This is a genomic window from Pseudorhodobacter sp. E13, assembly GCF_003991405.1.
GTDB lineage: Bacteria > Pseudomonadota > Alphaproteobacteria > Rhodobacterales > Rhodobacteraceae > Pseudorhodobacter.
Genome location: NZ_RPEN01000154.1, coordinates 64,059 through 85,692 on the forward strand (window position 1 = coordinate 64,059; position 21,634 = coordinate 85,692).

At 61.5% G+C, this 21,634-nt stretch carries 20 protein-coding genes; 10 read left to right on the forward strand and 10 right to left on the reverse strand.

The window, feature by feature from the left end:
* Positions 1–59 precede the first annotated feature (59 nt).
* Positions 60–1,616 carry a glutamine-hydrolyzing GMP synthase gene (gene guaA / locus EGN72_RS09035; RefSeq protein WP_127046745.1) on the reverse strand — a complete coding sequence of 519 codons (1,557 nt, stop codon included), beginning with the start codon at positions 1,614–1,616 and terminating at the stop codon, positions 60–62.
* Between the two features lie 278 nt (positions 1,617–1,894).
* Here guaA and EGN72_RS09040 point away from each other — a divergent pair, with 278 nt between their 5' ends.
* Positions 1,895–3,436 carry a trimethylamine methyltransferase family protein gene (locus EGN72_RS09040; RefSeq protein WP_127046747.1) on the forward strand — a complete coding sequence of 514 codons (1,542 nt, stop codon included), beginning with the start codon at positions 1,895–1,897 and terminating at the stop codon, positions 3,434–3,436.
* Between the two features lie 60 nt (positions 3,437–3,496).
* On the opposite strand, the gene EGN72_RS09045 is transcribed toward EGN72_RS09040, so the two are convergent.
* Positions 3,497–3,787: a DUF6477 family protein gene (locus EGN72_RS09045; RefSeq protein WP_127046749.1), complete on the reverse strand. Its 291-nt coding sequence runs from the start codon at positions 3,785–3,787 to the stop codon at positions 3,497–3,499.
* Between the two features lie 219 nt (positions 3,788–4,006).
* Here EGN72_RS09045 and EGN72_RS09050 point away from each other — a divergent pair, with 219 nt between their 5' ends.
* Positions 4,007–5,119, forward strand: a complete 1,113-nt coding sequence (locus EGN72_RS09050) for a DUF6456 domain-containing protein (RefSeq protein ID WP_127046751.1) — start codon at positions 4,007–4,009, stop codon at positions 5,117–5,119.
* 280 nt (positions 5,120–5,399) lie between these two features.
* Positions 5,400–6,350: a lipoyl synthase gene (gene lipA / locus EGN72_RS09055; protein ID WP_127046753.1), complete on the forward strand. Its 951-nt coding sequence runs from the start codon at positions 5,400–5,402 to the stop codon at positions 6,348–6,350.
* Between the two features lie 134 nt (positions 6,351–6,484).
* Here the strand turns inward: lipA and EGN72_RS09060 are convergent, their stop codons facing one another.
* From EGN72_RS09060 to hpt, 4 genes are all read right to left on the reverse strand, one after another.
* Positions 6,485–7,378, reverse strand: coding sequence for a cytochrome c (locus EGN72_RS09060; RefSeq protein WP_127046755.1), 894 nt, complete (start codon positions 7,376–7,378; stop codon positions 6,485–6,487).
* Positions 7,379–7,484: 106 nt separating this feature from the next.
* Positions 7,485–7,673 (reverse strand): hypothetical protein, encoded by a 189-nt coding sequence (locus tag EGN72_RS09065; RefSeq protein WP_127046757.1) that lies wholly within the window; start codon positions 7,671–7,673, stop codon positions 7,485–7,487.
* Complete coding sequence (locus EGN72_RS09070; protein WP_127046759.1) at positions 7,670–8,161, reverse strand: mismatch-specific DNA-glycosylase; 492 nt, start codon at positions 8,159–8,161, stop codon at positions 7,670–7,672. The genes EGN72_RS09065 and EGN72_RS09070 overlap by 4 nt, the downstream gene beginning before the upstream one ends.
* Positions 8,161–8,706, reverse strand: a complete 546-nt coding sequence (gene hpt / locus EGN72_RS09075) for a hypoxanthine phosphoribosyltransferase (protein WP_127046761.1) — start codon at positions 8,704–8,706, stop codon at positions 8,161–8,163. The genes EGN72_RS09070 and hpt overlap by 1 nt, the downstream gene beginning before the upstream one ends.
* Positions 8,707–8,785: 79 nt before the next feature.
* Between hpt and EGN72_RS09080 the strand changes: the two genes are divergently transcribed.
* Positions 8,786–9,238 (forward strand): type II toxin-antitoxin system RatA family toxin, encoded by a 453-nt coding sequence (locus tag EGN72_RS09080; RefSeq protein WP_127046763.1) that lies wholly within the window; start codon positions 8,786–8,788, stop codon positions 9,236–9,238.
* 45 nt (positions 9,239–9,283) lie between these two features.
* Here the strand turns inward: EGN72_RS09080 and EGN72_RS09085 are convergent, their stop codons facing one another.
* The 4 genes from EGN72_RS09085 to EGN72_RS09100 all read right to left on the reverse strand — a co-directional run bounded on the left by EGN72_RS09085 (position 9,284) and on the right by EGN72_RS09100 (position 12,752).
* Entirely contained in the window at positions 9,284–10,462 is a 1,179-nt protein-coding gene (locus EGN72_RS09085; protein WP_127046765.1) for an ammonium transporter, read from the reverse strand.
* Positions 10,463–10,629: 167 nt separating this feature from the next.
* On the reverse strand, positions 10,630–11,097 hold the full coding sequence (locus EGN72_RS09090) for a CinA family protein (RefSeq protein WP_127046767.1): 468 nt from the start codon (positions 11,095–11,097) through the stop codon (positions 10,630–10,632).
* 9 nt (positions 11,098–11,106) lie between these two features.
* Positions 11,107–11,604: a phosphatidylglycerophosphatase A gene (locus EGN72_RS09095; protein ID WP_127046769.1), complete on the reverse strand. Its 498-nt coding sequence runs from the start codon at positions 11,602–11,604 to the stop codon at positions 11,107–11,109.
* Positions 11,601–12,752 carry a bifunctional 2-C-methyl-D-erythritol 4-phosphate cytidylyltransferase/2-C-methyl-D-erythritol 2,4-cyclodiphosphate synthase gene (locus EGN72_RS09100; protein ID WP_127046771.1) on the reverse strand — a complete coding sequence of 384 codons (1,152 nt, stop codon included), beginning with the start codon at positions 12,750–12,752 and terminating at the stop codon, positions 11,601–11,603. The genes EGN72_RS09095 and EGN72_RS09100 overlap by 4 nt, the downstream gene beginning before the upstream one ends.
* A gap of 175 nt (positions 12,753–12,927) precedes the next feature.
* Here EGN72_RS09100 and dusB point away from each other — a divergent pair, with 175 nt between their 5' ends.
* The 6 genes from dusB (at position 12,928) to trkA (ending at position 21,627) form a co-directional block, all read left to right on the forward strand.
* The gene (gene dusB / locus EGN72_RS09105; protein ID WP_233587093.1) at positions 12,928–13,926 is read left to right on the forward strand and encodes a tRNA dihydrouridine synthase DusB; all 999 of its coding nucleotides are present in this window, start codon (positions 12,928–12,930) and stop codon (positions 13,924–13,926) included.
* Entirely contained in the window at positions 13,923–15,020 is a 1,098-nt protein-coding gene (locus EGN72_RS09110) for a nitrogen regulation protein NR(II) (protein ID WP_127046773.1), read from the forward strand. The genes dusB and EGN72_RS09110 overlap by 4 nt, the downstream gene beginning before the upstream one ends.
* A 3-nt stretch (positions 15,021–15,023) precedes the next feature.
* Positions 15,024–16,391 carry a response regulator gene (locus EGN72_RS09115; protein WP_127046774.1) on the forward strand — a complete coding sequence of 456 codons (1,368 nt, stop codon included), beginning with the start codon at positions 15,024–15,026 and terminating at the stop codon, positions 16,389–16,391.
* Positions 16,392–16,503: 112 nt separating this feature from the next.
* Complete coding sequence (locus EGN72_RS09120; protein WP_199743728.1) at positions 16,504–18,747, forward strand: PAS domain-containing sensor histidine kinase; 2,244 nt, start codon at positions 16,504–16,506, stop codon at positions 18,745–18,747.
* On the forward strand, positions 18,744–20,162 hold the full coding sequence (locus EGN72_RS09125) for a sigma-54 dependent transcriptional regulator (RefSeq protein ID WP_127046778.1): 1,419 nt from the start codon (positions 18,744–18,746) through the stop codon (positions 20,160–20,162). Before EGN72_RS09120 ends, EGN72_RS09125 begins: the two co-directional genes overlap by 4 nt.
* 88 nt (positions 20,163–20,250) lie before the next feature.
* Positions 20,251–21,627, forward strand: a complete 1,377-nt coding sequence (gene trkA, locus EGN72_RS09130) for a Trk system potassium transporter TrkA (protein ID WP_127046780.1) — start codon at positions 20,251–20,253, stop codon at positions 21,625–21,627.
* Positions 21,628–21,634 lie beyond the last annotated feature (7 nt).

The window sequence follows — 21,634 nt, forward strand, 5'->3', positions numbered from 1 at the left end:
CTCGTTTGGGGCGCGCTGGCGGGATTTGGGTTTCGGCGGGGGCTACGCCCCGCCGAGGCTTATTCCCATTCGATTGTGCCCGGCGGTTTGGACGTGATGTCATAGGTGACGCGGTTGATGCCTTGCACCTCATTGATGATCCGCGTCGCGGTTTCGCCCAGAAACTCATGGGTGAAAGGGTAGTAATCGGCGGTCATGCCATCCACCGAGGTCACCGCGCGCAGGGCGCAGGCGAAATCATAGGTGCGACCGTCGCCCATCACGCCCACGGTGCGGACCGGAAGGATGGCGACGAAGGCTTGCCAAATCTCATCATAGAGCCCGTGTTTGCGGATCTGGTCGATATAGACCGCATCGGCCTTTTTCAAAATCTCCAGCTTTTCGCGGGTGATCTCGCCGGGGCAGCGGATGGCCAGACCGGGGCCGGGGAAGGGGTGGCGCCCGATGAAGGAGGGGGGCAGGCCAAGTTCGCGGCCCAAGGCGCGCACTTCGTCCTTGAAGAGTTCGCGCAGCGGTTCGACCAGTTTCAGCCCCATCTTTTCCGGCAGTCCGCCGACATTATGGTGGCTTTTGATGGTTACTGAGGGGCCGCCCGAGAAGCTGACGCTTTCGATGACATCGGGGTAGAGTGTGCCTTGGGCGAGGAATTCCGCGCCTTCGATCTGGTTGGCATATTTCTGGAACACGTCGATGAACAGCCCGCCGATGATCTTGCGCTTGGTTTCGGGGTCGGACACCCCGTCCAGCTTGCCCAGGAACAGCTCGGATTCGTCAGCATGGATCAGCGGGATGTTGTAATTGTCGCGGAACATTTTCACGACTTCTTCGGCCTCGTTCTGCCGCAGCAGCCCGTGATCGACGAAAACGCAGGTGAGTTGGTCGCCGATGGCCTCGTGGATGAGCACAGCGGCGACCGAACTGTCGACGCCGCCGGACAGGCCGCAGATGACGCGTTTGTCGCCAACCTGAGCGCGGATCGCCGCGATGGCCTGTTCGCGGTAGGCACCCATCGTCCAGTCACCGGTAAAGCCTGCGATGCGGACGAAGTTTTCGTAGAATTTCGCGCCGTTCGGGGTGTGATGCACCTCGGGGTGGAATTGCACGGCGTAGAAATGGCGCTTGGTATCGGCGGTGATGGCAAAGGGCGCGTTGGGGGAGGTGCCATACACCTCAAACCCCGGGGCGATTTTGCTGACATGGTCGCCGTGGCTCATCCAAACTTGTTCGCGGTCGGTGGCGAACCAGCCGTCCAGCAGTTTGGTTTTGGCGGCAGTGGGGGTGACGAAGGCGCGGCCGAATTCGGCGGTGCCGTGGCCGCGTTCGACCTTGCCACCCAAGCAATGCATCATGACTTGCTGGCCATAGCAGATGCCGAGGATCGGCACGCCCAGATCAAAGACCGAAGCAGGGGGCATCGGTGCGCCTTCGGCAAAGACGGAGGAGGGGCCGCCCGAGAAGATCACCGCTTTGGGGGCGAAGTCTTGCAGGAAGGCGTCATCCACTTTGTTGAAAGGATGGATTTCGCAATAGACGTTCAATTCCCGCAGGCGGCGCGCGATGAGCTGCGTGACCTGAGAGCCGAAGTCGATGATGAGGAGGCGTTCATGCTGTGTCATGGCTGGGGAATAAGCGGGGAAAGGTCGAATCGCAAGGGGCCAAACGCGGGGTTTTGTCTGGGCCGGGGCGGGGGGCTGTCTGCCCCCCCACGGGTCGGATTTCATCCGCCCCTCCCCCCCGAAGGTATTTTCGCCAAGATGAAATGCGGCAGGCTTGGGATTTGGAATGTCGGTTTTGAGTGGCAAGTGACGGAAATGAGGAGTGATCGCGCGCAGGGCTGCGGCATAAGGGCGGCAAATATCGCTGCCAGTTGGCAGGTAAGGAGAGGGGTTTCGCGATGAATGAGGTTGCAGGGCGCAGAGCGCGGGGCGGTGGTGGTTCGGCGCGGCGGGCGGAACGGACCGCGGTCAGCTTTGGCGTGGCGAAATATATCAGCCGCAACATTCCGAATTTCGAAATTCTGAATGAGGAAGCGCTGCAAATCATCGAATATAACGCCGAAACGGTGTTGGAAGAGATTGGCGTCAATTTCGTGGATAACCCGGCGGCGCTGGACCGCTGGCGTGCGGCAGGGGCGGATGTAAAGGGCGAGCGGGTGCATATTCCGCGCGGTCTGGCGCGTCAGCTGTGTGCCACGGCGCCGTCCAGCTTTACCCAACATGCGCGCAACGCGGAACGGGCGGTGGAGATTGGTGGGCGCAATCTGGTGCTGGCCCCGGTTTACGGCCCCCCCTTCGTGCGTGACCGGGTTGGTGGGCGTCGTTATGCCACCATGGCGGATTTCGAGACATTCGTGAAGCTGGGCTATATGTCGAAATGGTTGCACCATTCGGGCGGCACGGTGTGTGAGCCGACCGATATTCCGGTGAACAAGCGGCATCTGGACATGCTGCGCGCGCATATGGTGCTGTCGGACAAGCCGTTCATGGGGTCGGTGACGGAACCGGAGCGCGCGGCGGATTCGGTTGAAATGTCGAAGCTGCTGTTTGGTGCGGATTTCGTGGATCAGAACGTGGTGATGACCAGTCTGATCAACATCAACAGCCCCTTGACCTTTGATTCGACCATGATGGGCGCGTTGGAGGTTTATGCGAAGGCCGGGCAGGCGGCGATTATCTCTCCGTTTATCGTGGGGGGGGCGATGGCGCCGGTGACGGTGGCAGGCACGCTGACGCAGGTCTTGGCCGAGGTGTTGGCCGGGGTGGCCTATAGCCAGTTGGTGCGCCCCGGTGCGCCGGTGATCTTTGGCGCTTTCGTGACCTCGATCGACATGAACTCGGGCGCGCCGACCTTTGGGACGCCGGAGGCTGCGCATATCACCTATGGTGCGGGGCAATTGGCGCGGCGGCTGAACCTGCCTTATCGGTCGGGCGGGTCGTTCTGCGGCTCCAAGCTGCCGGATGCGCAGGCGGCTTATGAAACGGCGAACAGTTTGAACATGGCGCTGCTGTCCGGCGTCAACTTCATGCTGCATGCTTGCGGCTGGTTGGAAGGCGGGTTGGTGTCAAGCTTTGAGAAGTTTGTCATGGATGCCGACCAGTTGGGCACGCTGCATCATCTGGCGCAGGGTGTGATGATGGATGACAATGGTCAGGCCATGGACGCGCTGCGCGAAGTGGGGCCGGGCGGGCATTTTCTGGGCTGTGAGCATACGCAGAAGAACTTCAAATCGGCGTTCTGGCGGTCGGAGTTGCTTGACTACAAGCCCTTTGAAACCTGGTATGAGGAAGGCGCGCGTGATACCGAAACGCTGGCCAGCCTGCGGGTGGAAAAGATGCTGGGCGATTATCAGGCCCCGGCGCTGGATGAGGGCATTCGCGAGTCGATTGATGATTATGTGGCGCGCAAGAAAGCCTCGATGCCGGATGCGTTCATCTGATCTTTGGCCGTTGGTTTTGCGGTTCATGGCCCTTCCCCTGCGGGAAGGGCCTTTTGCATTTCAGGCCTGCGCGCGAGATTGAAAGAGGCGAGCTTCGGCCATCAGGGCGATCAACAATTCCACATGGCGGGCGATGGAATAGCCGGCATCCCCGGCGCGGCGGGTTTCTTCCAATTGTTCCTCGGCCGAGAACAGCTTGACCAGCGCGGATTCCGGGCTGGGTGGCGCATTGGCCTTGATCAGACGGCGCAGATCCCGCTCGCGCTGGTAATCCTGCACCCCGTGCCGGGCGGCGCGGATCAGCAGGCGGGGGCGGCGCAGATTGGCGAGAAGTGTGGCGATTTCTGACATGGACAGCTCCTGTGTTGGTCTGCGGCCATGTTGCATCAGTGCAACCCTGCGTTGCGTCCGCTTTGTTTGCACCGCACGGTGCTTTCGCATTTGTTTATGATTTCGAAACAATTATCGACAAAAGCGAAGATATTAACGGACATGTAACCAATGCCACTCAAGGTTGAATTCGTCCAAGGCTGGACAAAAAAAGCCGGAAGAGCGGCACAGGACATTGAGATGGGATCAAACCTGAGTTCGGAATTCTCGCTGCCTGCATGGCTGCCCGATGCGGTGCGCCTGTATCTGGATCACACGGAACAGGGCGTTTCGTTGCGCCAATTGGCGCGGCGCGAAGGCTGCCACGCCTCGACGGTGATGCGCCAGGTGCGCCGTTTTGAAAGCTTGCGCGACGATCCTTTGGTGGATGAAGCGCTTTGTGCTTTGGGGCGGGTGCAAGGCAAGAGCCAAGGAACAACCAGCCGGAAGGACGCCAAGGATATGACTGCGCCAATCAGACCCGATAGTATGACGATGGATGAAAGCATGATTTTGCGGGAAGGCCGCAGGATTTTGCGGCGGTTGGCAGAGCCGGAAACGGTTTTGGCCATTGCTGCGGATATGGAAAAGGCAGCAGTGCTGCGCAGCTTTGAGGATGGGCGCACGCAGCGGCTTGCGGTGATGGACCGGGCGATAGCGCAGGCTTTTGCATTGAAAGACTGGATCAGCTGCGACAAGCCGGGGCGGATTTCCACCTATCAGATCACGCAGGCGGGACGGGCGGCGTGGAAGCGGATGGCGACCACGGCGGAAGGCGCGGGCATGGCCGAGGCAACAGCGGTGTTCGGCGCCCAGCACCGGGAGTGGGAGGACCGCACGGTCACAGAGGAGGGTGACGAACGCCGCATGCGCTATAATGCCGCCGAAAGTCCTGTGGCGGTGCTGGCACGGCGGCGCGATCGCGATGGCAACCCGTTCCTGACCCCGGATCTGGTGTCCGCTGCCGAGCAATTGCGCGAAGATTTCGAACTGGCCCAGATGGGTCCGCGCGTGACTCAGAACTGGGAACGGTTCCTGACGGGCGGCGACCGCGGCAGCTTTCAGCCCGATGGCAAAACCGGTGGCGGCGCGCGCGATGCCCGTGACCGGGTGTCTGCTGCGCTGCGCGATCTGGGGCCGGGGCTGGGCGATTGTGTCTTGCGTTGCTGCTGTTTTCTGGAAGGGCTGGAGGTGGCCGAAAAGCGCATGGGCTGGTCGGCGCGGTCTGGCAAGATCGTGCTGCGCATCGCTTTGCAACGGCTGCGGCGGCATTACGAGGACACATATGGCAAGCATGGGCCGCTGATCGGGTAATCGGGCAAAAGGGGGCGCGGGCCCCCTTTTTCTTTGCTCTGGCAGGGGCTTGGCATGGCCCTTCCTTTTGCGCAGCCACCTTTCCCGCCGGGGCGGGAATAAAGCGGGTATCCCCACTCGACGATGCTTTTCTACGGCATATGCTTATGGTTTGAGGTATCATTGCGCATGGCGCATAGCGGCTTGCCGCGACCGGGGCTGCGGTTTAGGGCCGCACTGGTTGTCTCAGGCTATAAAAAGGCGTAACTGAATGTCAGATTGGTTGTGAGGGGAAAAGAACTTGCGTGATCTCAAATTGCCGGACCAGCGCCACCCCGAAAAGGCGCATCGCGTCGACAATGCGCAGCCCAAAAAGCCGGATTGGATTCGGGTGAAGGCCCCCACCTCTGCGGGCTACAAGAAAACCCGCGAGATTTTGAAAGAGCAAAAGCTGGTCACGGTCTGCGAAGAAGCAGGCTGCCCCAATGTCGGCGAATGCTGGGGGCAGGGCCATGCGACCATGATGATCATGGGCGAGATTTGCACGCGCGGCTGCACCTTTTGCAATGTGGCGACCGGCAAGCCGCAAACCCTTGACGCGTTTGAGCCGGGGCGCGTGGCGCATGCGGTGCAGCAATTGGGGCTGAACCATGTGGTGATTACCTCGGTCGACCGGGATGATCTGGAGGATGGCGGGGCAGAGCATTTTGCCCAGACCATCCGCGCCATCCGTCACCGCAGCCCAGAGACGACAATTGAGATTCTGACGCCGGATTTCCTGAAATGTGCCCCTGAGGTGCTGGAAAAGGTAGTGGAGGCGCGGCCTGATGTGTTCAACCACAATCTGGAAACCGTGCCCGGCCTTTATCCCGAAGTGCGGCCCGGCGCGCGCTATTTCCACTCTTTGCGCCTGTTGCAGCGGGTGAAAGAACTGGACCCCGCGATGTTCACCAAATCCGGCATCATGGTGGGTTTGGGCGAAGAGGCGATGGGGGTGCGGCAGGTCATGGATGACATGCGCGCGGCGGATGTGGATTTTCTGACCATCGGCCAATATTTGCAGCCCACGCCAAAGCATCACCGGGTGGATCGGTTCGTGACGCCGGATGAATTCAAGGCCTATGAAACCGCCGCCTATGGCAAGGGGTTTTTGATGGTGTCGGCAACGCCTTTGACGCGGTCCAGCTATCACGCGGGCGATGATTTCGCGCGGTTGCGGGCGGCGCGTCTGGCCAAGCTGGGGCGCGGCTGAGGCTGATCGGGCAGGGGGGCTGTCTGCCCCCCAGACCCCGTTTGCCACAGGCAAACGGGCCCCCCCCGAGGATATTTTTGAATAGATGAAAGAGCGGCTGGCTTTTGGGGCCATGGCCCTTTGCCTGAGTGGTATCAGCCGCCGCTGCTCGGCACCCGTTTGAGGTAGGCTGCGATGGCGGCGCGGTCGCTTTCGGGCAGGCGTGCCATGTTTTCCACCACATGCGCCATATGGCCGCCTACGGAATCGTATTCCGGGGTGAAGCCGGTGGTCAGATAGGCGATGATATCGTCCTCGGACCAGTCAAGGGCGGCGGGGGTGATATTGGGGATGCGGCCTTTGCCGGAAGGGTCGGCGGCCCCGGCGAGCCAGTCACCGCGTTTCAGCCCGCCCAAGGGATTGCGCGGGGTGTGGCATTCACCGCAATGGGCCAGCGCCTCGACCAGATAGCGGCCCCGGGTTTCGGCCTCGGTCAGATCGGCGGTGATGACCCAATCGGTGTTTTCAAACAGGAATTTCCAGCCCCCCAGCGTGCGGCGGATGTTGAAGGGAAAGCCCACCTCATGCGGTTGGCTTGGGGTGGCATCGGCGGGCAGGTTGTCCATGAAAGCCTTGAGGTCGGCCACGTCTTGCAGCGCCAGTTTGTTATAGGCGTTATAGGGGAAGGCCGGGAAGTAATGCGTGCCATCCGGCGAGACGCCGCGCGTGACGGCGCTGGCGAAATCGGCCAGCGACCAGCCGCCGATGCCATGGGTCGGATCGGTGGAGATATTGGGCGCGACGAAGGTGCCGAAAGGCGAAGCAAAGCGTTGCCCACCCGAGAGCACCAGTTGCTCCGCGTCTTTGGCGCCGTCGGCCATGTGGCAGGAGGCGCAGCCCGCCGCCCAGAACACCGCCTCGCCCGCCACGGCATCGCCCCTCAGCCCGGCCGTGGCCGCAGCCTCCAGCGGTTTGGGCATGGTGACGACCCAGAACACGGCACCCCCGAGGGCGGCAAGAACGGCAGCGGTGGTCAGCAGGCGGCGCATGGCGGGCTCTCCTTTTGGGTCGGGTAAGTTTGCGCGCGTTGGGGCGCGCTTGCAAGCCTGCCATAGATGAGTGGGGCGCGCTGTTCCCTGGGGATCAGCGCAGGGGTTACAGACGCGGCAGGCGGTGCGCGCGGCCGCCGTTTTCCAATGTCAGCCAGTCGGGCCAGCCAAAGACATATTCATAGCCGAACAGCAACAGACAGGCGAGGATGACCCCCAGCACCAGCTTGACGCGGGCGGGGGATGGCGGATTGCGGGCCCATTTCGCCATGCGCAAAAACCAGGTGTAATTCATGCCGGGGTCCTTATCGCTTGTGCCAGATCGTGCCAGGGCGCGGCGCTGAAAGTGGCGCGGGCCGCCCCGGAAGGCGAGGGTAGCACCCACAGCGGCAGGTCTGCAAACAGAGGCGATTGCGCGCGCCCTGCCGGATACCGCGCACCGAGCGCGATTCTCGCGGCGGTCAGGCTGGTGAAGGCAAGCCGTTTGGGCCGCAGGGCGGCGACCAGTTCGGCCAGCCGTGCAGGGGCATAGGCGGTGGCGGGGATATCACGGTCCATACCTGCGGCGGTTTTGGCAAGATCGGTCAGGCCCAGCCCCAGCGCGGGCAGATGATGATCCTCATCCGGGGTGAAAAGATGCGGGGTCAGCCCGGTTTCATGCAGCAGCGGCCAAAAGCGGTTGCCCGGCCCGGCATAGTAATGCCCGCGCGCTGCCGATGCGCGGCTTGCTGCTGTGCCGCAAAACACCACTTCCAGCCGTGGTGCCAGAAGGTCGGGCAGCATCAGCCCTGATCCGTGAAGCGGACCTTGCCGATAAAGGGGAGATTGCGGTTGCGCTGTGCAAAATCAATGCCATAGCCGACGACAAATTCATCGGGGATGGTGAAGCCCGTCCATGTGGCCTTGATATCCACCTCGCGCCTTGTGGGTTTATCGAGCAAGGCGCACACCTCCATCCGGGCGGGGTTGCGCGATTCCAGCAGGTGCAACACATGATGCAGCGTAAAGCCTGTGTCGACGATATCCTCGACCACCAGCACATCGCGGCCCGCAATCTCGCCGCGCAGATCCTTGAGGATGCGCACCTCGCGGCTGCTTTCCATCTCATTGCCGTAGCTGGAGGCTTCGAGGAAATCCACCTCTACCGGCAGGTCCAATTCACGCACCAGATCGGCGATGAACACGAATGACCCGCGCAGCAGCCCCACGACGACCAGCTTGTCGGTGCCGGCGAAATGGCTGCGGATATCGCTTGCCAGTTCCTCGATTCGGGCCGCGATGGACTTGGCCGAGATCAACTGGTCTATGACATATGGTCTCGTTGGCATGCTGGCCCCTTGATTTCCCCGGCCTGTTTATCCAATACCGAAGCCCAAGTCACGCCAAACCCGGGACAAAGATCGCGATATGCCACGCCATTCAGAAACCAAATTCCTGCCCTATACGGCAGAGCAGATGTTCGGGCTTGTCGCCGATGTCGAGGCCTATCCGAAATTCCTGCCGTGGAATTCCGCAGCGCGGATCCGGTCGCGCAAAGCCATCGCAGGCGGAGAGGTGATGGAGGCCGATCTGGTCATCAGCTTCAAGGTATTTCGCGAGCGGTTCGGCAGCCGGGTGACGCTCTGGCCCGAGGCCCGCAAGATCGACACCGAATATCTGGACGGCCCGTTCAAATACATGCGCTCCACCTGGGGCTTTCGCGATGCGCCGGGGGGCTGCGAGGTGGATTTTATGGTGGATTTCGAATTCAAGAACGCCATCTTACAAGGCATCATCGGGGTCGTGTTCAATGAGGCGATGCTGCGCGTGGTGCGGGCCTTTGAACGCCGCGCGGCAGAGCTTTATGGCAGGCGGCCATGACAAAGGGGGCCGAAGCCCCCTTCCACTTTTCGGTGCGGTCAGCGCTTAGCTGTTGATGTCATAGGCGCGTTCGCCATGCGACGAGATGTCGAGCCCGTTATGTTCTGCCTCGGTATCCACCCGCATCGGCGTGACCATGCCCACCAGTTTGGCGATGGCATAGGTAGTGACCAACGTCCAGACGCCGACAATCGCCAAGCCGCCAAGCTGTGCCACCCAAGCGCCCGCGCCGAACACCGCGATCATGATGGTGCCGAAGATGCCGCCAATGCCATGCACGGCGAACACGTCCAGCGTGTCGTCGATGGCCAGCCGGTGCTTGATCAACAGCACCGCCTCTTGGCACAGCACACCTGCGATCAGGCCAATGGCCAGCGCCTCGACCGGGCCGACGAAACCGGACGCCGGGGTGATGGAGGCCAGACCCGCAATCGTGCCGGTAACCAGACCGACAAGCGAGGATTTGCCGAATTTCACCCGCTCCCACGCGGCCCAGGACAGCGAGGCGGCGGCGGCGGAAATATGGGTGACGGTGATCGCCATCGCGGCCCCACCATCGGCGGCCAGTTGCGAGCCACCGTTAAAGCCGAACCACCCGACCCACAGCATCCCGGCCCCGATCATCACCATGCCGGGGTTATGCGGCGGGGTGGTCTTGTGGCGGCGCGGGCCGATCATGATGGCAAGGATCAAGGCCGCAAGCCCCGCCGTTTCATGCACCACGATGCCGCCGGCAAAATCCTTGACGCCGACCGCGCCGAAAATCCCGCCATCGGCCATCATGCCGCCGCCCCAGATCCAATGGGCCACGGGGGCATAGCAGATCAGCATCCACAGCGCCGAAAACCCGATGACAAAGCCAAAGCCGACGCGTTCCACATAGGCGCCCACGATCAGCGCGGGGGTGATGATCGCAAAGGTCATCTGAAAGGCGAAAAACGCAATCTCGGGCAGGGTGCCGGACAGGCTGTCGGTGGTGACGCCGTTCAGGAACATTTTTCCAAGGCCCCCCCACAACGGGGCGTCACTGCCAAAAGCGATGGAATAGCCAAGCGCCAGCCATAGCACGCTCATCAAGGCGGCGATGGCAGCGCAATGCATGAATACGCTAAGCACGTTGCGCGCGCGCACAAGCCCGCCGTAAAACAAGGCAAGCCCCGGTAGGGTCATGAAAAGGACAAGGGCCGTGGCGGTCATTATCCAGGCGGTATCTGCGGCGTTCATGGGCGCTCCTGCTGGTATTTTGCAATTCCGCGCAAAAAAGCGGCAGCGGGGCGCAAACAAAAGCGGCAACTGCGGATTGGTTGCTTAATCCGGGGGCGTTTATTGAATTGCCTTAAATAAGGGCGGAAATATCGCGCAAAGCCTGATCTTTGGGCAATCCGTGAAGTCTAGCGCAGCGCCTGCGCCAGCAGGGCAAGCGCATGGTCGGTGGCCGCCTGGCGCACCTTGGCCCGACCCAGTGCCCCGAATTCCACGGTTTCGGCGCGGGTCGGCTGGCCCTTTTGCGCCAGACCAAAGCAGACGCGGCCTTCGGGCTTGAACTCGGACCCGCCGGGGCCTGCGATCCCGGTGATGGACACCGCCAGCCGCACGCCGCTTTCGCGCAAGGCCCCTGCGGCCATTTCCACCGCGACGGCCTCGGACACCGCGCCATCGGTGGCCAAAGTATCGCGCGAGACGCCGAGGCTCGCGATTTTGGCGGCGTTGGAATAGGTGACAAAGCCGCGATCAAACACATCGGATGCGCCCGCAACATCGGTCAGGGCAGCGGCGACCATGCCCCCGGTGCAGCTTTCTGCGGTGGCGATGGTGATGCCCTTGGCGCGGGCAGCGTCCAGTATCTGCGCCGGAGTCATCTTGGCCCCCTACATGATCACAAGATGGGCGAGGGCAGCGAAAACCATGGTGCCAACCCCAGCAAAAAGACCGGCCCAAAGGTCATCAATCATCACCCCATCGGCATCGCCGCGCGCATCGGCCCGGCCCACAAGCCAAGGCTTCCACACATCAAACAGCCGGAACAACAGAAAGGCCGCAACCCAGCCCGGATAGGGGAAGTTGTTGCTTTCCAAGCCGATATACCAAAAGCCGAAAGACGGGAACAGCAGCGCGATCCATTGGCCTGCCACTTCGTCGATCACGATTTCAGACGGGTCTTGCCCCGGTTTTCCGGCCAGTTCGCGGCGGCAGGCCCAAAATCCAATCGCGGTGATCGCCACCGTGGCCACAGCCAAAAGCGGGAAATGCCCGATGCGATGCAGGATCAACCCCACGCCCACCGCCGCCGCCGAGCCCCAGGTGCCCGGCGCAGGGCGCAGCAGGCCCGCGCCGAAAAAGATGGAAAGGATGCGGCTTGCGGTCATGTTTTCACCAAGGTTGCGGTGGCCAGGGCGGCGATGCCTTCTTCGCGGCCCGTAAAGCCCAATTTTTCACTTGTCGTGGCTTTAACCGATACGCGCCCCATGTCCACCCCCATGATCTGCGCCAAAGCGGCGCGCATGGCGGGCGCATGTGGCCCAATTTTTGGGCGTTCGCAGATCAGCGTCACATCGGCATTGCCCAGCGTGAAGCCCTGCGCGCGGGCCTGTTCCATCGCGTGGGCCAGAAAGATATGGCTTTCGGCCCCTTTCCATTGCGGGTCCGAGGGGGGGAAATGCTGGCCGATATCGCCCAGAGCCAAAGCACCATACAGCGCATCTGTCAGCGCATGCATCCCCACATCCGCATCAGAATGGCCCAGAAGCCCTTGGGAATGGGGGATTTTTACACCACACAGCCAGACATGATCCCCCGCGCAAAAGGCATGCACGTCAAAGCCGTTGCCCAGTCTGATATCCATCGCTTTGTCCCTTTGTGCCCGCATGGTCAGTATTTGCGCCGCCTGATCGAAATCCTGCGGCAAGGTAATCTTGATATTATCCGCCTCACCCGCGACGATTGCCACCTCTATCCCGGCGGCGCGCGCCACTTCGACATCATCGGCGGCATGGCCCGGATGGGCGCGATGGGCGGCAAGGATCGGGGCAAAGTGAAAGGCTTGCGGGGTCTGCGCGCGGTAAAGCCCCGCGCGGTCCTGCACGCCGGAAACGCGGCCCCGCTCGCCACGCCACAGCGCATCCGTGACCATCAAGGCGGGTGCCGCGGCGGCGCTTTGGTCAAGCGCTGCATGCAACTGATCCAGCAGCGCAGGCGTCACCAACGGGCGCGCGCCATCATGGATAAAAACGCGTGAAATTTGCATGGATTCAAGATGTTCCAGCGCGTTCTTCACAGATTCTGCCCGCGTCGCGCCACCTTCGACCAAAATCACATCCGGCCCCAGTTGCACGGCATCGGCGCGATCATCGGGGTGGATGGTGACGACCAGCGTGGAAAACCGCGCGCTGGCACGGAACACGTCCAGCGTGTGCTGCAACACCGGTTTGCCCGCAAGGGCCTGCCATTGCTTTGGCCTGTCGCCCCCGGCTCGGCTGCCCCGGCCTGCGGCGGTGATGATGGCGGCGTTGGTCATGCGGCGATCCCGGCGGTTTCTTTGCGTCACAGCGTTCTAGGCCAGATGCCGCAGCAGAGCAATTGCGCTGCCCCAAAAGACGTGCGCCTAAAAATTAGGCACTTTCTGTTTTTCGATGATTTTTGCGGCGGAAAGGTTTGTCTTTCCCACTTGGCCTCGCTAGGTGGAAAGAGGATTGGCATGGATTGGACAGGATTTCGTGAAGCTTGGCAGCTTGACCATCGACCCCCCGGTATTGCTCGCGCCTTTGGCGGGGATCACAGACTTGCCGTTTCGCCGCCTTGTGGCGGGGTTCGGGGCAGGGCTTGTGGTATCGGAGATGGTGGCCAGCCAAGAGGTCGTGCAAGCCCGTCCCTTGGCCCGGGCGCGTGCCGAACTGGGGTTTGACCAGCAGGCCACCTCGGTGCAGCTTGCCGGGCGCGAGGCTTACTGGATGGCCGAAGCCGCGCGCTATGTCGAGGCGCAAGGCGCGCAAATCATTGATATCAATATGGGATGCCCTGCCAAAAAGGTCACGACGGGCTATTCCGGTTCGGCCTTGATGAAAGACCCTGACCACGCGCTCAGCCTGATTGAGGCGGTGGTTGCGGCGGTCAAGGTGCCGGTGACGTTGAAAACCCGGCTGGGCTGGGATGATGCGCTGCTGAACGCGCCCGAGATTGCACGGCGGGCCGAAGCGGCAGGTGTCCAGATGATCACCATTCACGGCCGCACCCGCTGCCAGTTTTACAAAGGGGCTGCTGATTGGGCCGCCATTCGCGCGGTGAAAGAGGCGGTGCGCATCCCCGTGATCGCCAATGGCGATATTATTGACGCCGAGGCGGCAGCGGCGGCGCTGGCGGCCTCGGGTGCAGATGGGGTGATGGTGGGGCGCGGCGCGCAGGGGCGGCCTTGGGTGCTGGCCTCTATCGCGGCGGGGTTGTTTGGACGGCCCGCCCCGGTGATCCCGCAAGGCGATGATCTGGGTGCCATGGTGATTGGCCATTATGAGGCAATGCTGGCGTTTTACGGGCCGGAGCTTGGCCTGCGCACGGCGCGCAAACATCTGGGCTGGTATCTGGAAACCGCCGGGCTGGAGGCTGCGCGCGGCTTGATCCTGACGCTGACAGACCCCGCGCGCGTGATTGCCGAACTGCGCGCCGCTTTTGCCGATGCCCAAAAGGTGGCGGCATGACGGAACGCACGCCATTGCCGACACCGGGGGCGTTCTGGGCCTCGCTTCCCGTTCCGGCGCTGCTGGTAGAGGTGGGCGGCACCGTGGTCGAGGTGAACCCCGCAGCCGAAACCTTCCTGAACCTGTCCACCCGCAGCCTGAAGGGCCAATCGCTGTTTGAACGCGTGCATATCGACGCCCCGATGGAAGAGGCGATGGCGCGGGTGCAGGTGAACCAATCGCCCTTGGTCATCAATGACGTGGAAATCACCACGGGAGAGCGCGCGCCCGTGCATTGCCGCCTGCAAATCGCCCCGATGCAGGACCACCGCGATTTGCTGATGCTGCTGATCACCCCGCGAGAGATTGCCGACCGTCTGGGCCGTCAGGCAGCAGTGAAAACGGCGGCGAAATCAGCCATCGGCATGGCAGAAATGCTGGCGCATGAAATCAAGAACCCGCTGGCAGGTATTTCGGGGGCGGCACAGCTTTTGGCGATGAACCTGTCGCCCGAGGATCGCGAGCTTTCGGATCTGATCGTCGAGGAAACCCGCCGCATCGTGAAACTGCTGGAGCAGGTCGAGCAATTCGGCAATCTGCGCCCGCCAGATCGGCGCGTGGTCAATATTCATGACGCGCTGGACCGGGCGCGGCGGTCGGCCATTGTGGGCTTTGCCCGCGATATGACCATTGTCGAAGATTACGACCCCTCGCTGCCGGCCACTTTTGCCGACCCGGACCAGTTGATGCAGGTGTTTTTGAACCTGATCAAGAACGCGGCAGAGGCCTCTGGCCCCGATGGCGGCGTGATCCGGCTGCGCACGTTCTATGATCTGTCGCTGCGGCTGCGGCATAAGGATGGCTCTGGCAGCCCCTTGGCCTTGCAGGTTGAAATTATCGACGATGGCCCCGGCCTGCCGCCGGAAATCGCGGCCAATGTGTTCGAACCCTTTGTTTCGGGCCGCGAAAACGGCACCGGCTTGGGCCTTGCGCTGGTGTCCAAGATTATCTCGGACCATGACGGCTGGATTTCGGTCGATTCCGCGCCGGGCAAAACGGTGTTCCGGGTGTCTTTGCCCATGGCCCCCAAGCATTCACGACTGACAGGAGAATAAACCATGGACGGCACGGTTCTAGTCGCTGACGATGATCGCACGATCCGCACCGTTTTGACGCAGGCGCTGACGCGGGCGGGGTGCAAGGTGCATGCCACCTCCAGCCTGACCACGCTGATGCGCTGGGTCGAGGAAGGCAAAGGCGATCTGGTAATTTCGGATGTGATGATGCCCGACGGCAATGGGCTGGAGGCGCTGCCGCAAATCTCCAAGCTGCGCCCCGGTCTGCCGGTGATCGTGATTTCGGCGCAAAACACCATCATGACCGCGATTCAGGCCGCCGAGGCCGAGGCCTATGATTACCTGCCAAAGCCGTTCGATCTGCCCGACCTGATGAAACGCTCGGCCCGGGCGCTGGATATCAAGCGCCGTGCGCCGCAACGCCCGGCCAATGCCCCCCGCGATATGGGAGAGGATTTGCCGCTGGTCGGGCGCACGGCGGTCATGCAGGCGCTTTACCGTTTGGTCGCGCGGGTGATGAACACCGATCTGGCCGTGCTGATCACCGGCGAATCCGGCACCGGGAAATCGCTGATTGCCCGCGCCATACATGATTTCTCTGACCGTCGCAGCCAGCCATTCATCGTGGTGCAAGCGGCGGATCTGGGTGGGGTGGACGGGCCTGCCAATCTTTTGGCGCGGGCCAAGGGCGGCAGCCTGATTTTTGATGAGATTGCCGATTACGATGATGATGCGCAGGCGCGGATTGTGCGGATGCTGGATATGTTCGGCGATAATGCCCCGCGTGTCATGGCCACCTCGCAAAGCGATCTGACCGCCCGGATGGAGGCAGGCACCTTCCGGCAGGATTTGTATTACCGCTTGGGTGGCGTGAATATTCAGGTGCCCGCGCTGCGCGAACGGGTCGAAGACATCGAACTGCTGGCCGCGCATTTTCTGGCCCGTGGCGCGCGCGAACTGGGAACCGAGCGCAAGCTGTCTGCCGATGCGCGCGACCTTGTGCGCAATTACAGCTGGCCCGGCAATGTGCGCCAGTTGGAAAACGCCGTGCGCCGCCTGATGGTCACCTCGCCCGAGCCCGAGATCGCCCGGTCTGAAATTGAAGGCATGTTGAGCAATCAGCCCGCGATGGAACCCCTGCGCGGCGGGGGCGAGGGCGAAAAGCTGTCCGCCTCGGTTGCGCGGCATTTGCGCCGCTATTTCGATCTGCACGGCGGATCTTTGCCACCTCCCGGCGTTTATGCCCGGATTTTGCGTGAATTTGAGGCCCCGCTGATCGAAATTGCCTTGGATGCAACGGCTGGAAATCAGGCTAAATGTGCCGATTTGCTGGGCATCAACCGCAATACCTTGCGCAAGAAGATCACCGATCTGGAAATTCGCGTGACACGACGGCGTAAGTTGATGTAAAACTGCCACAGCAGCGTGGCATTCTGGAACCTTCCAGCCGATGCCGTGCAGATATGGGCCGTGGATATGCGCGGCCTGCAACCTGTGGGGGTTTAGCGATTTGTCGGCTGTGATGCGAAGCAACACTTGGCTAAAGCTGTCACGGCTGCGGCGCCAAAGGCGTTTTCAGAATATCATGACCTTTGTGCTGGTCACGCTGGGGCCCAGTTTGGCCTTGGCGACCTTCATGGCGCTTGGGCCATTCGATCAGGGCGCAACCTCGCTGTTCCTGCGGCTGATTCTGCTGGCCGATCTGGTTTATGTGCTGGTCGTGGCGGCCTTGGTGCTGGCGCGGGTGTCGCGGATGATCGCGGACCGGCGCAGCCAGTCGGCGGGGTCGCGCCTGCATTTGCGGTTGTCGGGCATTTTCGCGCTTCTGGCGCTGATACCCACGGTTCTGGTTGCGGTTTTTGCGGTGCTGACCTTCAATGTCGGGCTGGAGGGGTGGTTTTCCGAACGGGTGCGCGCCGTGGTCGGTAACTCTTTGGCGGCGGCGCAGGCCTATGATGGCGAACACCGCCGCGACCTGACCGAAGATGCCGAAAGCCTGTCGGCCTATCTGAATATTGCCAAGCAAAGCACGTTTTTTCTGGCCGATGACCAATTGCGCCCGATCCTGACCCAAGGGCAGGCCGCCATTCAGCGCGGGTTGAAGGAGGCCTATCTGATTGACGGGTCAGGCGCGTTGAAAACACGGGGCGAGCGTTCATACCTCTTTGATTTTGAAGAGCTTACGCTAGAACAGATCGCCCGCGCACGGGCCGGGGAAACCGTGCTGATCGAGGATTGGCCGAACAACGAACTGCGCGCGCTGGTGTTTCTGAACGCCTATGTGGATCGCTTCCTCTATGTCTCGCGCGAGGTGGATGGCAACATCCTGAGCCTGCTGGATGAGACACGCGAAACCGTGGCGCTGTATCAGCAATTGGAGGCAGAGCGCGGGCGGCTGCTGTTCGAATTCGGTCTGCTGTATCTTGGTTTCGCCGTGATCCTGATATTGGCCGCGATCTGGTTGGGGCTGTGGCTGGCCGAGCGTTTGTCGCGCCCGGTGGGGCGGCTTGCCGGGGCGGCGCAAAAGGTCGGCAGCGGCGATCTGGACGTGCAGATCCCCGAAGAAGAAGGCGATGACGAGATTGCCATGATGGGCCGTCTGTTCAACCAGATGACCCGGCAGTTGAAGGGGCAACGCGATGCGCTGGTGTCCAGCAACCGCGAAACCGAAGGGCGGCGGCGCTTGTTTGACTCTGTGCTGTCCTCGGTGACCGCGGGGGTGATTGGCCTTGATGCCGATGGCCGGGTGGATTTTGTGAACCGCGCGGCAGAACGTTTGCTGGATGTGAAAGGCAGCGCCGAAGGGCATGATCTGTCTTATCTTGTTCCGGAATTTGACAGCCTTTTCCGTAAGTTGCGCGAGAGTCTTGGGGCATCGGTTCAAGAGGAACTGCGCCTGACGCGCAAGGGCCGGATGGAAAGCCTGCTGGTGCGGATGAGCATCCGGCGCTCTGATACCGGCACATTGGAAGGCTATGTTGTGGCCTTTGATGATGTGACCGATCTTGTCTCGGCGCAGCGGATGGCGGCTTGGGGCGATGTCGCCCGGCGCATCGCGCATGAGATCAAGAACCCGCTGACGCCGATCCAGCTTTCTGCGGAACGCATCAAGCGCAAATTCCGGCCTTTGGTCGGGGATCAGGCGGCTGACCTGGACCAATACGCCGATGTTATTGTGCGCCAAACCAATGACTTGCGCCGCATTGTTGATGAGTTTTCCAAATTCGCGCGAATGCCCGAACCGGTGCGGCGCGAGGAAGATTTGTGCAAGCTGTTGCGCGACGCGGTGCTGTTGCAAGAGGCAGGGCAGCCCGATGTGCGCTTTGTCATGGATGTGCCGGACATGGTTTTGCCGATGGAACTTGACGCGACCATGATCTCTCAGGCCTTGACAAATCTTGTGAAGAATGGCGGTGAAGCCATTGAAAGCTTTATGGAAAAGAACAAGGGTGTGGAGATTGCGCCGGAAATCCGCGTCTCGCTTGTGGTGGATGCCGATGCCGCCACGATCCGGATTGCCGATAACGGGATCGGCCTGCCGCCTGACCGCGCGCGGCTGTTTGAACCCTATGTAACCACACGCGAAAAGGGCACCGGCCTTGGCCTGCCCATCGTCAAGAAGATCATCGAAGAGCATGGCGGCACGCTGGCGCTGCTGGATGCCGATATATTTGAAGGAAACACCCATGCCGGGGCGATGGCCGAGATCATCTTGCCACGGGCAAAGGGCAGAAACGCAGGCCGAAAAGCCGAGGGGGAACAATGAGTAGCATTTTGATTGTCGACGACGAACGCGATATCCGCGAATTGATCGGGGATATTCTGAAGGATGAAGGCTATGCCGTTCGTTTGGCTGGAAATTCCGACGAATGCATGGCCCAGATCGGGGCCGAGGCACCCGCGCTGATGATCCTCGATATCTGGTTGAAAGACAGCCAGATGGATGGGATCGACATTCTGAAAACCGTGAAACGCGATAACCCGGATGTGCCGGTGGTCATCATTTCGGGCCATGGCAATATCGAAATAGCGGTCGCGGCGATCAAGCAAGGGGCCTATGATTTCATTGAAAAGCCGTTCAACATTGATCAGTTGATGGTGGTGGTCAGCCGCGCGATGGAAACCAGCCGTCTGCGCCGTGAAAACACCGATTTGCGGCGCCGCGATGTCACCTCCTCGGAAATGCTGGGATCAAGCACGGCGTTCAAGACCTTGAAATCACAGCTTGAAAAGGTCACGAAGTCGAATGGCCGCGTGATGCTGACCGGGCCTGCCGGGGCGGGCAAGGAATTGGCGGCGCGCTTTATTCACAGCAATTCCAACCGGGCCTCGGCCCCGTTTGTCACCGTCACCTCAGCCACGATAGAGCCGGAGCGCATGGAAGAGGTGCTGTTTGGCCGCGAAACCGGAGAGCGCGGGGTGGAGCAAGGCCTGCTGGAGCAGGCGCATGGCGGCGTGATCTATTTCGACGAGGTGGCCGAAATGCCGCTGGGCACGCAAAGCAAGATTTTGCGCGTGCTGGTCGATCAGCAATTCACCCGTGTCGGTGGCGTGGACAAGGTGCGGGTTGATCTGCGGGTCATCTCCTCGACCACGCGCGATTTGCGGGCCGAGATTGCGGGCGGTCGCTTCCGGCAAGAGCTGTATGACCGGCTGAACGTGGTGCCGATTGCGGTGCCCAGCCTTGAAGAGCGGCGCGAGGATATACCAGAACTGACGGCTTATTTCATTGATATGTTCCACCGCACCCAAGGCCTGCCTGCGCGCAAGCTGACCTCAGAGGCCGAAGCGATGCTGCAAACCATGCAATGGCCGGGCAATGTGCGGCAGTTGCGCAATGTGATCGAACGCGTGCTGATTCTTGGCGATGGCACGGGGCCGGTGGATGTAAAGGAGCTGCCGGGGCAAGAGCCTTCGGGCCGCGATGACGGGCGGCTTGTCTTGGGCGGGGCCTTGGCCACCTTGCCGCTGCGCGAGGCGCGGGAGCTGTTTGAAAAGGAATATCTGCTGACCCAGATCAACCGCTTTGGTGGCAATATCAGCCGCACGGCCAGCTTTGTCGGCATGGAACGCAGCGCGTTGCACCGCAAGCTGAAGTCGCTGGGGGTGGTGACGACCAGCAAATCCGGCGCGCGCACCGCCCGGCTGGAAGAGGCCGATGACGGCGATGATGATGAATAGTCCTTGCGCCGCAGATTGACCCTGACGGGCGCTTCTGCCAATGAAAGGGCAGACGGTTTAAGCTGCCGCGACCACGGAGTAAACGACTATGAAAGTGATCATCTGCGGTGCGGGGCAGGTGGGGTGGCAAATCGCGCGCCACCTGTCAGGCGAAAACAACGATGTCACCGTCGTTGATTTCAACGCCGATCTGGTGCGCCGGGCCACCGATACGCTGGATGTGCAGGGTATCGTTGGCTTTGCCAGCTATCCGGATGTTCTGGCGCGGGCAGGTGCGCGCGATGCCGATATGATCATCGCCGCCACCCATTCTGACGAGGTGAACATGGTCACCTGCCAGGTCGCGCATTCGGTGTTTTCGGTCCCGCGCAAGATCGCGCGCTTGCGGTCGCAAAGCTATCTTGATGCGATTTACGCCGATCTGTATCGCCGCGATCACATGCCGATTGACGTGGTGATCAGCCCGGAAAAGGAAGTGGCCGAAGCGGCGCTACAACGGCTGGCCGCCCCCGCGACCTTTGACACCGAAAGCTTCATGGGCGGCAAGGCGCAATTGCTGGGCATCGTGCTGGATGAGGATTGCCCGGTGCTTAACACGCCGTTACGGCAATTGACGGAACTGTTTTCCACCCTGCGGGCGATTGTGGTCGGTGTGCGACGCGAAGAACGTCTGTTTGCACCGGATGCGGGTGATCAGCTTTTCGCGGGCGACCGGATCTATGTGTTCGCCCATACCGAGGATCTGAACCGCACGCTGGAAATCTTTGGCAAGACCACCCGCAAGCAAGAGCGGGTGGTGATCGTGGGCGGGGGCAATGTCGGTTTGGGCGTGGCCCGCGCGTTGGAGGCCCGGACCGAACGCATGCGCGCCAAAGTGATCGAAAAGAACCGCAGCCGCGCCGAAAAAGCCGCCGATGGGCTGGAACGCACGATCGTGCTGAACGGCGATGGCATGGATATGGATATCCTGCTGGAAGCCGGGATTGACCGGGCCGATGCGGTTCTGGCCGTGACGGATGACGATAAGACCAACCTGCTGGTGGCGGTGCGCGCCAAACAGGCGGGCTGCCCGATGGCGATTGCGCTGGTCAACGATCCGACCTTGGTGCCGTTGATGGGCGCTTTGGATATTGACGCTTTCATCAACCCGCGTGCGACCACGGTATCCTCGATCCTGCGGCATATCCGCCACGGGCGCGTGCGGTCGATCTATTCCATCGGTGACGCCGAAGCCGAGATGATCGAGGCGCAGGTGTTGTCCACCTCGCCCCTTGCGGGCAAGCTGATCAAGGAAACCGAATTCCCCGAAGGCGTGCTGGTGGGCGCGGTGATGAAAGGCGACAAGGTCCTGAAACCGACCGGCGATCTGCGCATGGAAGAAGGCGATGTGATCGCGCTGTTTGCCATGTCAAAAGACGTGCCAGAGGTGGAGCGGCTGCTGCAAGTCTCCATCGACTTTTTCTAAGCGGTCC